Raw genomic sequence first — 13,556 nt, 5'->3', positions numbered from 1 at the left:
AGGGGCGTATCGAGACCCACCACCGCACGGACGTCGGCCTCTTCCCCGCCCTGCGCTGGCGCCGAAGGCGCCCCCTCCGCTCGATACGCCCGCTGTGCGGGCTGCTCGATCACCAGGGCGGTCCCGCGGCGCGCCCCACCCGCACCCGCTGTCAACCGCCGGACCGCGCGTCCGCCGGTGCCCTACTCTCGGAGCCCATGAGCGCCTATCCGCCGCCGGCCCCCGCCCGCCCCTCGATCGTCCCGACGGTGCTGGGCGCGATCGGCGTCGCGCTGCTGGGCGTCCTGCTCCTGCTGGTCCTCGCCTACGTCGTCTCCGGGCTCGGCGCGACCGCGGCCGGGATCTGCGCGGTCGTCGCCCTGGTGCCGCTGCTGATCGTGCTGGCCGGCGTCCGCTGGGTCGACCGCTGGGAGCCCGAAGCGCCGCTCGGCCTCTGGTTCGCCTTCCTCTGGGGAGCGGCCGGCTCGGTGGCCATCTCGCTGCTGGTCGACCTCGGTGTGCAGATCGCGGTCTACGCCTCCGGTGCGCAGCCGAGCGAGTCGGACTTCGTCGGCGCCGTGATCCAGGCGCCGATCGTCGAGGAGTCGGCGAAGGGCCTCGGCGTCCTGCTGATCCTGCTGATCTGGCGCCGCAGCTTCGACGGACCGGTCGACGGCATCGTCTACGCGGCGGTCGTCGCCTCCGGCTTCGCCTTCGTCGAGAACATCCTGTACTTCGGCAGCGCGCTGGTGGAGGGCGGTCTCGGCTCGCTCGCCGTCACGTTCTTCCTCCGCGGCGTGCTCTCGCCCTTCGCGCACGTGCTCTTCACCTCCTGCTTCGGAGCGGCGCTGGGGTTCGCGATGAACCGCCCACCGGCCGCGCGCCTGCCGATCGCGCTCCTGGGACTCGCGCTCGCGGCGTTCCTGCACGCGCTCTGGAACGGCTCGTCCTTCCTCGTCGCCGACTGGTTCGGCTTCTACGGCGTCGTGCAGGTGCCGTTGTTCGTGGTCGCGGTCGTCGTCGTCACGTTGCTGCGTCGGCAGGAGCGGCGGGTCACGCTCGAGCGTCTGGGCGACTACGCGGCCGCGGGCTGGCTCTCGCCGACCGAGGTGCGGATGATCGGCACCGCCGAGGGTCGGCGCACGGCGGCGCGCTGGGCCCGGGTGGCCGGGGGCGACCGGCCCCGGGCGATGCGCGGCTTCATCCGCTCCGCGACCAGGCTCGCGCACGTCCGCCAGCAGCAGCTCGCCGGCCGCGGCGGTCGAGCGGCCGCCGTCGACGAGCGCGTGCTGCTCGACGAGCTCGTCGCCCGTCGCGCGGCGCTCACCGGCGGCTGAGCGGTCCGAACCGAGGGTTCAGCGGGCCGCGGGGTCCGCGAGAGGACAGGAGCAGGACATGGCGGACACCATCGAGATCGCGGCCGGCGACGGCAGGACGCTCGTCGTCCACGACAGCGGCGACGAGGGGCGGCCGCTGCTCTGGCAGCACGGTTCCCCGCAGACCGGCGCCCTGCTCGCCCCGGTGCTCGAGGCCGCCCGCGCCCGCGGACTCCGCCTCCTCTCCTACGCCCGCCCCGGCTACGGCGGCTCGACCGCGCGGCCGGGCCGCGACGTCGCCTCCGCGGCGGAGGACGTCCGCGCCGTGCTCGACGCGCTGGGACTCGACGGGATCCTCACCGCGGGCGCCTCAGGCGGCGGCCCGCACGCCCTGGCCTGCGCCGCACTGCTCGGCAACAGGGTCGACGGCGTCGCCGTCCTCGCCTCGCCCGCCCCGGACGACGGTGACCCCGCCCGGTTGGACGGCATGGCCGCTCCGGGCGGCCTCGCCTCAGCGCGCGACGGCCGCGAGGCGCGCGCCCGCTTCGCCGAGACCGACGAGTTCGACCCCGAGTCGTTCGTGGCGGCCGACTACGCGGCCCTCGAGGAGGAGTGGGCGGCCCTCGGTGAGGACGTCGCGCGCTCGGAGCAGTGGGGCGACGGCGGCCTCATCGACGACGACGTCGCCTTCGCCGCGCCGTGGGGAGTCGACCTCGCGGCGATCCGCTGCCCGGTCGTCCTCGTGCAGGGCGGCCTCGACCGGGTGATCCCGGCGCACCACGCCCGATGTCTCCGGGCGCTGCTCCCGACCGCCGAGCTGATCGAGCACCCCGACGACGGCCACGTCTCGGTGCTGCGCCGGCTGCCCGAGGCGCTCGACCGCCTTCTCGCTCTGCGCTGATCGCCCTGCGCTGATCGCCCTGCGCTGATCGCTCCGTGCGGAGGGCGGATCGTCGATCGCCCCGTACCGACCCGGAGTCGGCGGCCTCAGTCGGCGCGCAGGACCCGGCGCTCGCCGGCGGTCACCGCGACGCCGAGGCGGTTCTGCGCGGGCGGCAGCGGGCAGTTGTAGTGCGGCGAGAACCCGCACGGCGGGATGTAGGCGCGGTTGAAGTCGAGCAGCACCGGGCCGGGCGTCCCGGCGTCCGCTACTCCGCCCAGGCGCTGCACCACGAGGAACCGGCCGACCGGGTAGCTCTTCAGCTCCGGGTCGTCGCTGCGGTTGGTCGGGTCGCCGAACGGGACGAGCAGCGTGCCGCCGTCGTCGAACGCGGCGACCGTGTACTCGTGCGCCCGCCCGTCGTCGACGAGCGAGAAGGTGATGTCGCCGGGCACGACGAGGTCGCGCGTCGCCCCGTTGTCGCGGAGGTGCTCGAACGGGATGGTGCGCGCGTCGTCGACCGGCTCGAACCAGGCCTCGAGCACCCAGGCGGCGTCGAAGGGGAAGGTCTCGATCGCGTCGAACGAGCGGATGCCCTCGGAGGCCGCGTCCCAGACGCGGTAGCCGTACTCCTCCTCGCCGGTGTCCAGGCTCGCGCGGCGCATCCGGGTGAGGGTCGTCGGCCCGTAGCCGGCCAGGGCGGCCTCGTCGTCGACGCTCTCACCCGGCTCGAGCCAGCGGGTCTCGACCAGGGCCAGATCGCCGTGCGGACCGGTGACCCGCTCGGCACGGCGCGCCAGCCACGACTCCCAGCCGGCGCGAGCCGACTCGGTGGTGTCGATCGAGGCGCGGGAGGGGGCGGTGACAGTGCTGCTCGTCGAAGGCATGCAGCGTGCAACGCGGGCGGCGCCGCTTCTCTTCCCGACCGGCGCGGCAAGACCCTCCGCGAGAAGCGCCCATTAAGGACCTCGACGCCCTGCGGCAGCGGCAGGGCCGGCTGCTCTGACGGGGCGTCGAGCTCTTCTTGACCGACAGCATGCGCCTCTCGGCGGCCGTCCGCAAGAGGGCGTCGCCGTTCGCCCACGGCGAGTCGCGAGAAGCCCCGTCGCGCGGGTCGGCGCCCGCGCGGTCGTTAGACTGGACCGCCTGTTTTCGACGGTCCCCGGAGCGCATCCGCCTCCCGCCTGAGACCGCGGAACCGGCAGGGAAGGGCGCACGATGACGGACAGCGACACGATCCTCGAGTCCGAGCTCTCGCGCGAGCGCGCGTACGTGGCGGGGCTCTACGCCCGCCTCGACGAGCTGATCGCGCAGTCCAGGGAGGCGCTCGACTCCGTCCGGATCGAGAGTGTCGGCGGCAACCACCAGAGCCGGTCCGAGCGCGACGCGTTCGCGCGCCTCTACGAGGACCGCATCCGCTCGCTCTCCGGTGCCGACGACCGCCTCGCCTTCGGCCGGCTGACCCTCGCCGACGCCGAGACCGAGCACCGCTACATCGGCCGCATCGGCCTGCGCGACGACGAGCAGGACACCCTGCTGCTCGACTGGCGCGCCCCGCAGTCGGCCGCCTTCTACCAGGCCACCGCCGCCCGCCCGATGGGGACCCGCGCCCGCCGGCACCTGACCCTCCGCGGCCGCGAGGTGATCCGCTTCGAGGACGAGGTCTTCGACGAGGAGCTGCTCCGCGAGGGCACGGCGCTCCAGGGCGAGGGCGCGCTGATGGCGGCTCTCGGCGCCCAGCGCACCGGGCGGATGCACGACATCGTCGCGACCATCCAGAGCGAGCAGGACCGCATCATCCGCTCCGAGCTGCGCGGCGTGCTCGTCGTGCAGGGCGGCCCCGGCACGGGCAAGACCGCCGTGGCGCTGCACCGCGCCGCCTACCTCCTCTACTCGCACCGCGACCGCATCGCCTCCTCCGGGGTGCTCGTCGTCGGGCCGTCGCGCTCCTTCCTGCGCTACATCGAGGCGGTGCTGCCCTCCCTCGGCGAGACCGGCGTCGTGCTCTCCACCCTCGGCCAGCTCTACCCGGGTCTCGACCTGATCGAGGAGGACCGCCCGGCGGTCGCCCGGGTCAAGGGCTCCGCGCGGATGGCCGAGCTGCTCAAGCGCGCCGTCCGCTCGCGCCAGGCCGTGCCGGCCGAGACGCTGGTCCTCGACGTCAACGGCGAGAAGCTGCGGCTCGAGCCGCACGAGGTGGAGCGGGCGATCACCCGCGCCCGCGACTCCCGCAAGCCGCACAACGAGGCCCGCGTCACCTTCGTCAAGGCGATGATCACGCAGCTGACCCGCCAGCTCGCCGACCAGCTGCGCAGCCACGGCAACACGGTCGACGAGGCCGACGAGGCCGTCCTCCGCGAGGACGTCCGCACCGCGTACGACGTCCGCGTCGCCCTCAACACCGCGTGGATCCCGCTCACCCCGGAGAAGCTGCTGCAGGACCTCTACGCCCGGCCGAACTGGTTCGCCTCGCTCACCCCGCGCTGGACTCCCGAGCAGCGCGCCCTGCTGCGCCGCGACCGCGACGCCGCCTTCACCGTCTCCGACGTGCCGCTGCTCGACGAGGCGGCCGAGCTCCTCGGCGCCTACGACGACCACGCCGACGCGCAGAAGAAGGCCGAGAAGGAGCAGCGCCGCCGGGACATCGAGAACGCCGAGGCCGCGATCCGCAACATGGGCGTCGACGGGATGGTCAACGCCAAGGACCTCGCGGCGGGCTTCGCCGAGCGCACCAGCGTCGGCACCACCGCCGAGCGCGCGGCGGCCGACCGCTCCTGGACCTACGGGCACGTCGTGGTCGACGAGGCGCAGGAGCTCTCGCCGATGCAGTGGCGGGTGCTGCTGCGCCGCTGCCCGATGCGCTCCTTCACCATCGTCGGCGACGTCGCCCAGGCGTCCGGAGCCTCGGCCGCGTCCAGCTGGGACGCCGCGCTCCGCGACACCTTCGGCCGCCAGGGCCGCGACGGCGAGGCTGCGCCGTGGCGCCTCGAGGAGCTGACCGTCAACTACCGCACGCCCGCGCAGATCGTCGCCTACGCCGAGCGCACCGCACGCGAGAACGGACTCGAGATCACCCCGGGCGAGGCGGTGCGCTCCACGGAGTGGCCGGTCCGCACCGTGCGCGACCGCGGCGACGCCGCCCTCGCCGACCGGGTGCTCGCCGTCGTCCTGGAGGACCGGGCGATCGGGGACGGCACGCTCGCCGTGATCGCGCCCGACGACGAGCTCGATGCGATCACCGCGCGGCTGGAGCAGGACCTCGGCCGCGAGGTCGGCCGCGGCTCCCGGGGACTCGACCGCCCGGTCGCCGTGCTCTCGACGGCCGACGCGAAGGGGCTCGAGTTCGACTCCGTCGTGATCGCCCGGCCGCGGCTGATCGCGGCGGAGGAGCGCGGCGCCGCCTCGCTGTACGTCGCGATGACCCGGCCGACCCAGCGCCTCACGCTGGTCGAGTGAGCCGGTCGGAGTGGCGGCCGGCGGGGATCGAGCGTCCAGGGCGTCCCTCCTAGGATGGAGAGCATGAGCAGCGAGAACCTGACCAAGCCCGAGCTCGACGCCCCCGACGGCCCGGCCCCCGATACCCTCGTCGTCGAGGACCTCGTCATCGGCGACGGCGCCGAGGCCCAGCCCGGCTCCACCGTCGACGTGCACTACCTCGGCGTCGAGTACGACACCGGCGAGGAGTTCGACTCCTCCTGGAGCCGCAACCAGTCGATCAACTTCCCCCTCAACAACCTCATCCGCGCCTGGCAGCAGGGCATCCCCGGCATGAAGGTCGGCGGCCGTCGCAAGCTGATCTGCCCGCCCGCCCTCGCCTACGGCCCCGCCGGCGGAGGCCACCCCCTCTCCGGCAAGACCCTCATCTTCGTGATCGACCTCCTCGGCACGAAGTAGCCCGCTGGTCGAGTAGCCCCGCAGGGGTCGACCATGCTGGTCGAGTAGCCCCGTAGGGGCGTATCGAGACCCACCCCGCAAGCACCGAAGGCGCAGCCCCCGTTCACCGGGGCCTGCGCCTTCGTCGTTCCCCGCCGCCGCCCCTCAGCGCGGCTGCGCCCTCTTCACCCGCTCGACCAGCTCGCGCCAGGCCCCGTCGAGCTCCGTCTCGCCGAGCCGCACCGTATGCGTCTGCACTCGGATCTCGTAGACGAACCGGTCGGGCCGCCCGGCGGGGGTCGCCGCGGCGCGCGGCCGGTCGTCCCAGTCGAGCGAGCCGATCAGAGCGTGCCAGGCGCCCTCGTCCGGCTGCTGATCGACATCGATCCGCCAGACCCGGCGGAGCCCGGCGAAGCCGCCACTGCGCGACACGATCACATCCATGGCCGCGATCGTACGCGCCCGCCCCCACAGCATGCTGGTCGAGCACCCCGCGCACCGGGCGCCCTGTGCTGGTCGAGCAGCCCTCGCACCGGGCGCCCCATCCTGTTCGCGTGGTCCGCGCAGCTGGCGCCCGTGCCACCCGCGTGGCCCGCGCAGTGTTCGCCTCATGCTGATCGAGTAGCCCGCGCAGCGGGCGTATCGAGATCCACCGTCGCCGAGAGGGCGAGTCCGTAGAGCGGACTGCTGACGACGGTGGGTCTCGATACGCCCCTGCGGGGCTACTCGACCAGCATGGGGAGGCGGCTGCGCCGGCTGCTCGACCAGCAGGGGGAGGCGGCTGCGCCGGCTGTTCGACCGGCAGGGGGAGCCGGCTACTCCGGCAGCGCGACCCCGACCGTCGTCCAGCCGGCGCGGACCGCCGCCTCGACGTCGGAGCCGGCGCCGAAGCGCTCGGCCGCCGCGGCCACGGTGAGGGCGGCGAAGCCCTCGAAGTCCGCCGTCGCCGTCAGCACGCCGCCGGTCAGCACGTCGTACCAGACCTGCCCCGCGCGCTCCCACGAGGGACCGCCGAGCTCGATCGCCGCCACCGCGAAGGCGCGGTTGGGGATGCCGGAGTTGATGTGCACGCCGCCGTTGTCGTCCTCGGTGTCGACGTAGTCGGCCATCGAGCCGGGCTGCGGGTCCTTGCCGAGCACGTCGTCGTCGTAGGCGGTGCCCGGCGCGATCATCGAGCGCAGCGCGGTGCCCTGCACCTCGTCGGTGAAGAGGCCCTCGCCGATCAGCCAGCTCGCGTCCTCCGCGCCCTGGCCGGCACCGAACTGCTCGAGCATCGCGCCGAAGACGTCCGAGATCGACTCGTTGAGCGCCCCCGACTGCCCCCGGTAGACGAGGTTCGCGGTGTACTCCGTGATCCCGTGCGCCAGCTCGTGGCCGATCACGCTCTGCGAGACCGTGAAGCGGCGGAAGACCTGCCCGTCGCCGTCGCCGAAGACCATCCGCGAGCCGTCCCAGAAGGCGTTGTCGTAGTCCTCGCCGAAGTGCACCGTGGCGTCCAGCGGCAGCCAGGCGTCGTCGATCGAGTCGCGGCCGAAGGCCTGCTGCAGGAAGTCGGACATCGCCCCGAGCCCGTCATAGGCCTCGTCCGCCGCGGCGTCGCCGGTGGCGGGAGCGCCCTCGGTGCGCACGACGGTGCCGGGCAGGGTCTCGGTCGACTGCGCGTCCGAGATGGTCCGCTGCAGGGCGGCGACCCGCTCCGCGCGGGGGACCGGCGACGCGGTGGCGGTCGAGCGCCCGGGGGAGGGCTCTCCCGGCCGGACGCGACGGAAGGGCACGTCCTGCTCGAGGGAGCGGCTGGCCGCCCGCGCGGCCCGGGCGAACGCCGGGTCGTCGAGTCGGGCGATGCGGACGAGGAGATACGGCGGCACGACTGTTCTGCTCATGGCCCGATCCTCGCACCCACCCCCGACACGGTCGCGGGCTCGCCGCTCGCGGCCCGATGCGGTAGCGGGGCGCCGCGCGCTAGCCTGGCGAGCGACGAGCGGCATCCACGGAACCGGGGCGCACCCGAGGACTTGAGGCGGACATGGGCATCATCACGCGGGGCTTCTTCGGCAAGCGCGAGCAGAACCCGGACATCCCGCCGGGTCAGTACCTGGAGAAGGGCTTCCCCGTCCTCTCGATCGGGCCGACCCCGAACATCCACGAGTGGGCCTTCTCGATCGACGCCGGCCCCGCCGGGGCGCGCCGCTGGACAGCGGACGAGTTCGCCGCGCTGCCCCGCGAGGACATCCACACCGACCTCCACTGCGTCACGCGCTGGTCCAAGCTCGCGACGAACTGGCGCGGCGTCTCGGTCGACCTCCTGCTCGACGGCATCGAGAGCGACGCCGGCTTCGTGATGGCGCAGAGCTACGGCGGCTACACGACCAACCTGCCGCTCTCCGAGATCCGCGACGGCAAGGCCTGGATCGCGACCGAGTTCGAGGGCGCGCCGCTCGCGGCCGAGCACGGCGGACCCGCGCGGCTGCTCGTGCCGCACCTCTACCTCTGGAAGAGCGCGAAGTGGGTCCGCAGCCTCCGCCTCATGCCCGGCGACGAGCCCGGCTTCTGGGAGCAGAACGGCTACCACATGCACGGCGATCCCTGGAAGGAGGAGCGCTACTGGTGATCTGGACGGAGGCGGTGACCGAGTCGGTCCTGCCGCTCACTCCGACCTCACGCCTCATCGCGCTCCGCGTCCCGGGCTGGCCCGGGCACCTCGCCGGGCAGCACCTCGACGTGCGGCTGACCGCACCCGACGGCTACCAGGCGAGCCGCTCCTACTCCATCGGCGCGCCCTCCGACGGCGACCGCGTCGAGCTGGCCGTCGAGCGCCTCGACGACGGCGAGGTCTCGCCGTACCTGGTCGAGGGCCTGGAGGCGGGTGACCGCCTCGAGGTGCGCGGTCCGATCGGCGGCTGGTTCGTCTGGCGTCCCGAGCAGACCGAGCCGGTGCAGCTGATCGCCGGCGGCAGCGGGCTGGTCCCGCTGATGGCGATGGCCCGCGAGCACGGCCGCGTCGGGAGCGCCGCCCCGATGCGCCTGCTCTACTCCGTGCGCTCCAGCGTCTTCGCCTACTACAGCGACGACCTGCGCGCGCTCGGCGAGCTGCCCGCCGACCACGGCGGCGTCGAGACCGAGCTCGTCTACACGCGCGTCGCCCCGCCCGGCGCCGCCCGTCCCGCGGGCCGGCTCACGCCCGAGCTGCTCGCCGCGACGGCGATCCCCGCCGCCGAGGAGCCGACGGTCTACGTCTGCGGCCCCACCGCCTTCGTCGAGGCCGTCGCCACCGCCCTCGTGGCCCAGGGCCACGACCCCGCCCGCGTCCGCACCGAGCGCTTCGGCGGCCCGTAGCCTCTGCCCCCCTCCGCGAGATGCCACTTGTGCACGCGACACGCCGCGAAAAGCGTGCACAAGTGGCATCTCGCGGAGGGGGATCGGCATGCGCGCGGGGAGGTACGGGCGCGCGGAGGTGTGGGGCGGTCTCGCGCGCCATCGAAGGATGATTCCGCGTCGAGGACCGCCCCATCGGGCTGCCGGCGGGTTAAGGAGTGCGTTGACGCCCGTCGAACCCACTCCTGTGTGAGGAATCCTCCCGGCGTGTGCCGACGGAGTCGAGCTCTCGTTACGGTCATGGAGCGATGTGAGGAAGCGTCGCATATTCCAGAAGGAGCACCCATGAAACGTCGAACAGTACTCGCCGCTCTCGGAGCGACCGTCGTCAGCGCATCGGTGGTCTCGGCCGTCCCCGCCTCCGCTGCCGACTACGTCGGAGAAGTCGCCGCTCCGGCCGATCTCCGCAATGGAGATCAGATCGTCTCGCCGAACGGCCGCACTCGTCTCGTGATGCAGTCGGACGGCAATGCCGTCATCTACGCCAAGGACAATTCAGCGCTCTGGAAGAGCGATACGGGCGGCAACAGCGGAGCGAGGCTGGCGGTCCAGGCCGACGGCGGGCTGGTCATCTACCGGGCGACCGACAACAGCATCGTCAAGGTGCTGCGGGCGGGCGGATCCGGCGCTGCGGCGCGCAAGCTCGTCATGCAGAACGACGGCAATCTCGTGCTGCTGTCGACGTCCAACTCGGCCCTCTGGTTCAGCGGAACGGAGACGAAGCCGATCTTCTACACGGATTCCGTTCCGGTCGGGACCGAGATGGCGTACGGCGATACTCTCCGATCCCCTTCGGGGCAGTTCCGACTCGTCATGCAGCGCGACGGCAATCTCGCCGTCTACACGCCCGGCAATCAGATCGTCTTCCAGTCGTACACGAGCGGCGCGGACTGCCGATTCGTCCCGCAGGCGGACGGCAATCTCGTCATCTATCGGGGATCCGGTCCTTCCATCTGGCAGACGTATTCCACGGGAACGGCGGCGAAGCTCTCGCTGCAGGACGACGGGAACATCGTCCTCTACCGTCCTGACGGCACTGCGGGATATCGCTCGAACACCTTCTCGGCGGCTCTCATCGCCGGAGAGGCTCTCCAGCCCGGACATTACCTGTCCAACAACGGCTACAAGGCGATCATGCAGGCCGATGGCAATTTCGTGATCTACAGCCGGTCCAACGCTGTGCAGTGGCAGACCCGCACGTCGGTCCCCGGCTCCGTCGCGTCGATGCAGAGCGACGGCAACTTCGTCATTCAGAACGGCGCCAATGTGCGGTGGCAGGCGTCGACCGCCGGCCGTCAGGGCAGGAGGGTCGTTCTCGAGACGGACGGCCGACTGCTGATGACCCGCGACGACGGAGTGAGCGTCTGGAACAACGTGACCGGAACGGCCGTGCCCGCGACGTGGCAGCTCCCGTTCGAGGGCACGTGGCGAGTGACGACGGAGTTCCAGGTCAAGGACAGCGCCCACCCCAACGGCCACCGCGGTCTCGACTGGGGGCTGCCGCAGAACTGGCCGCAGCGCGCCATGAGCGACGGCACGGTGATCCTCGCCACCACGTCCGACTCTGTCTACGGACACAGGGTCGACATCCGGCACGCGGACGGGGTCGTCTCACTGCTCGGCCACCTGATCGCCGGATCGCCGATCGTCTCGGTCGGCGATCGGGTCACGAAGGGGCAGGTCGTCGGATACACGGGGAACACCGGCGTCAGCTTCGGCAACCACTGCCACCTGACGATCACGCAGAACGGGAACCTCCTCGACCCGCGGATCTTCTTCGAGTCCCGCGGCATCGCCGTCGACTAGCGCTGATCTCCCGCGAGATGCCACTTGTGCACGCGACACGCCGTGAAAGGTGTGCACAAGTGGCATCTCGCGGAGGGGAGGGAGCCGCGGCTACTCGAAGGAGACGGTGCGGTTCTCGCCGATGTCGGGCTGGCCGCCGGTGACGGCCGCCTTCGCGACCTTGAAGAGCACGACGGGCGCGGGGGAGTCGGTCACCCAGAGCTCGACGGTCTCAGCCGAGACGCGCAGCAGCGCGACGCTCGGGTCGTCCTTGCCGTCGGGGAACCAGGCCGAGACGGAGGGCGACCAGAGCTCGTCCACCTTGGCGGGGTCGTGCACGACGGTCGCCGAGCCGGCCACCGAGAGGTAGCCCTTCTTCGACTCGAAGGCGACGTTGACGCTCGGGTTGGCGCGGATGTCGTCGACCTTCGCCGACGGGTCCTGGGTGAAGAACCAGAGGTCGCCGTCGAAGTCGACGTCCTGCGCGGCGAGCGGCCGGCTGACGAGCTGCCCGGTCTCGTTGACGGTGGTGAGGAGTCCGATCTTCGCGCTCTTCACGATCTCGGTGATCTGAGCGCGGTCGTCGTCGGTGGCGGGAGTGATGGTGGTGTCGGTCATGGCCCCGACGCTACGCGGATGCTCGGAGGGCGCAAGGGGTGGCGAGCCCGCGCGGGGCCTGGCTAGCGTCGAGGAATGGACACCACCACGTACACGGCCATGCTCGACAGCGGCGCGGAGCAGGAGAGCATCCGCCTCGAACTCATCGACGGCTCCCCGCAGCGCTCCCTCACCCGCGTCGCCGACATCGACGGCGAGGAGGTCGAGGTCGTCTGGGAGCTCGACGGCGAGATCGACGGCTTCCACGTCTACCGCCCCGTCCGCGTCGAGGGACGCGACGACGACAGCGGCGAGGTCTCGGACGACCTCACCGACGGCAACGCCGCCGGCGCCTACGCGGGCGAGTAGCCCCTCGACTGCGTCGCACGCCCGTCCAGCGGGGTGCGGCGCGGTCGCCCCGCCTCGGGCCTCAGGCCATCGGGTGCAGCGCGTCGTAGCGCCGGAACCCCGGGCTGAGCCGCAGCACCGCCGCCAGGATCAGGACGATCGCGAGGCCACCGGCCAGCGGCGGCAGCCAGAGCAGCGCGAGCGAGGCGAGGAGCCCCGTGTAGAGGTCGCCGACCCGCGGGCCGCCCGTCACCACCACGATGAAGACGCCCTGCAGCCGCCCCCGCATGTTGTCGGGCACCGCGGTCTGCAGCATCGTCTGCCGGAAGATCGAGCTGACGTTGTCGGCCGCACCGGCTCCCGCGAGCGCGACCGAGGCCGCCGCGATCAGGCCGAGGTTCGGCTCCGAGGCGTCGTGCGCCGTCAGCTCCGCCACCAGCAGCACCGCGCCGAAGCCGACGATCAGCGCTCCGTAGGCCTGGATCGACCGGCCGATCGCGAGCCCCTGGCTCCGCACCCCGGTCAGCCGCCCCGAGAAGACGCTGCTCAGCAGCGCCCCGACCGCGTACGCCGCGGTGAGGAAGCCGACGGTCACCGCCCCGCCGCCGAGCAGCAGCGCGGCCGCCGCCGGGAAGACGACCCGCGGCTGCCCGAACGTCATCGCCACGATGTCGACGAGGAAGGACAGCCGGATGTTCGGCGCCCCGCGGAGGAACCGCAGCCCGTAGCGCAGCGATTCCAGCCCCGGCCGCTGCCGCTCGCCCTCCGGCACCAGCGCGGGCAGCCCGGCGATGCCGAGGAACGCCGCGAGGAAGAGCACCACGTCGATCGTGTAGGTCACCGCGAAGCCGGAGGAGGCGACCAGCACGCCCGCGAGAGCCGGCCCCACCGTCACTTCGACTCCGCCGGCGATCCCGCCGAGGGCCGCCGCGGCCGGCACCAGCTCGAGCCGGAGCAGCCGCGGCGCCACGGTCATCCGGGTCGCGCCGATGATGGTCGTCGCCACCGCGTTGACCGCCGTCAGCGCGTAGAGCGTCAGCGGAGTCTCCGCCCCGAACCAGGCGAGCGCCGCGATCGCCGCGGTCGAGCCCCAGGCGACGATCGCGGAGAGCAGGAGCACCAGCCGCCGGTCGAAGGCGTCCGCGAGCATCCCGCCGTACAGCCCGGCGATCACGGTCGGCACCAGCGCCACCACGCCGACCATCGCGACGGCGAGCGTCGATCCGGTCAGCTCGTAGATGTGCAGGCCGACGGCGACGATCGTCATCTGCCCGCCGATGCCGGAGATCACGTTGCCCGCCCAGAGTCGGGCGAAGGCGGGGGACTCGCGGAGCGGGGAGAGGTCGACGACGTGGCTGCGCCGCGGCGCGGAGGGGGGCTGGCTCACCCGCTCCATTCTCGTG

The 13,556-nt window shown here is 72.7% G+C and carries 13 protein-coding genes; 8 read left to right on the top strand and 5 right to left on the bottom strand.

The features are described from left to right. Positions 1-197: 197 nt before the first annotated feature. Complete coding sequence (locus EDF35_RS20540) at positions 198-1,316, top strand: PrsW family intramembrane metalloprotease (RefSeq protein ID WP_133963667.1); 1,119 nt, start codon at positions 198-200, stop codon at positions 1,314-1,316. 58 nt (positions 1,317-1,374) lie between these two features. Continuing rightward, positions 1,375-2,196 carry an alpha/beta hydrolase gene (locus tag EDF35_RS20535; RefSeq protein ID WP_133963666.1) on the top strand — a complete coding sequence of 274 codons (822 nt, stop codon included), beginning with the start codon at positions 1,375-1,377 and terminating at the stop codon, positions 2,194-2,196. A gap of 86 nt (positions 2,197-2,282) precedes the next feature. On the opposite strand, the gene EDF35_RS20530 is transcribed toward EDF35_RS20535, so the two are convergent. Next, positions 2,283-3,062: a DUF1684 domain-containing protein gene (locus EDF35_RS20530; RefSeq protein WP_133963665.1), complete on the bottom strand. Its 780-nt coding sequence runs from the start codon at positions 3,060-3,062 to the stop codon at positions 2,283-2,285. Between the two features lie 331 nt (positions 3,063-3,393). Here EDF35_RS20530 and EDF35_RS20525 point away from each other — a divergent pair, with 331 nt between their 5' ends. Together EDF35_RS20525 and EDF35_RS20520 are read left to right on the top strand one after the other, a co-directional pair. Further along, positions 3,394-5,631, top strand: a complete 2,238-nt coding sequence (locus EDF35_RS20525) for a UvrD-helicase domain-containing protein (RefSeq protein WP_133963664.1) — start codon at positions 3,394-3,396, stop codon at positions 5,629-5,631. A gap of 63 nt (positions 5,632-5,694) precedes the next feature. After that, a complete protein-coding gene (locus EDF35_RS20520) occupies positions 5,695-6,069 on the top strand; it encodes an FKBP-type peptidyl-prolyl cis-trans isomerase (RefSeq protein ID WP_123447904.1) in 375 nt (124 codons plus the stop codon). 144 nt (positions 6,070-6,213) lie between these two features. On the opposite strand, the gene EDF35_RS20515 is transcribed toward EDF35_RS20520, so the two are convergent. Further along, a complete protein-coding gene (locus EDF35_RS20515) occupies positions 6,214-6,492 on the bottom strand; it encodes a protealysin inhibitor emfourin (protein WP_133963663.1) in 279 nt (92 codons plus the stop codon). A gap of 371 nt (positions 6,493-6,863) precedes the next feature. Further along, positions 6,864-7,931, bottom strand: a complete 1,068-nt coding sequence (locus tag EDF35_RS20510) for a M4 family metallopeptidase (protein WP_133963662.1) — start codon at positions 7,929-7,931, stop codon at positions 6,864-6,866. A gap of 143 nt (positions 7,932-8,074) precedes the next feature. On the opposite strand from EDF35_RS20510, the gene EDF35_RS20505 reads away from it, so the two are divergent. From EDF35_RS20505 to EDF35_RS20495, 3 genes are all read left to right on the top strand, one after another. Continuing rightward, positions 8,075-8,659 carry a molybdopterin-dependent oxidoreductase gene (locus EDF35_RS20505; protein ID WP_123704990.1) on the top strand — a complete coding sequence of 195 codons (585 nt, stop codon included), beginning with the start codon at positions 8,075-8,077 and terminating at the stop codon, positions 8,657-8,659. Then, entirely contained in the window at positions 8,656-9,384 is a 729-nt protein-coding gene (locus EDF35_RS20500; protein WP_243840081.1) for a ferredoxin reductase, read from the top strand. The genes EDF35_RS20505 and EDF35_RS20500 overlap by 4 nt, the downstream gene beginning before the upstream one ends. A 324-nt stretch (positions 9,385-9,708) precedes the next feature. Then, complete coding sequence (locus tag EDF35_RS20495) at positions 9,709-11,229, top strand: peptidoglycan DD-metalloendopeptidase family protein (protein WP_166674193.1); 1,521 nt, start codon at positions 9,709-9,711, stop codon at positions 11,227-11,229. A gap of 90 nt (positions 11,230-11,319) precedes the next feature. On the opposite strand, the gene EDF35_RS20490 is transcribed toward EDF35_RS20495, so the two are convergent. Further along, positions 11,320-11,826 (bottom strand): pyridoxamine 5'-phosphate oxidase family protein, encoded by a 507-nt coding sequence (locus tag EDF35_RS20490; RefSeq protein ID WP_123704988.1) that lies wholly within the window; start codon positions 11,824-11,826, stop codon positions 11,320-11,322. Positions 11,827-11,901: 75 nt separating this feature from the next. Here EDF35_RS20490 and EDF35_RS20485 point away from each other — a divergent pair, with 75 nt between their 5' ends. Beyond that, positions 11,902-12,174, top strand: coding sequence for a hypothetical protein (locus tag EDF35_RS20485; RefSeq protein ID WP_123704987.1), 273 nt, complete (start codon positions 11,902-11,904; stop codon positions 12,172-12,174). A gap of 61 nt (positions 12,175-12,235) precedes the next feature. Here EDF35_RS20485 and EDF35_RS20480 read toward each other — a convergent pair whose 3' ends face one another. Further along, complete coding sequence (locus EDF35_RS20480; RefSeq protein ID WP_243840080.1) at positions 12,236-13,540, bottom strand: MFS transporter; 1,305 nt, start codon at positions 13,538-13,540, stop codon at positions 12,236-12,238. Between the last annotated feature and the right edge of the window lie 16 nt (positions 13,541-13,556).

It is taken from the genome of Rathayibacter sp. PhB151, assembly GCF_004366415.1.
GTDB lineage: Bacteria > Actinomycetota > Actinomycetes > Actinomycetales > Microbacteriaceae > Rathayibacter > Rathayibacter festucae.
The sequence above is the reverse complement of the archived record's forward strand: the minus strand, read 5'-3'. Positions and strand labels throughout refer to the sequence as shown.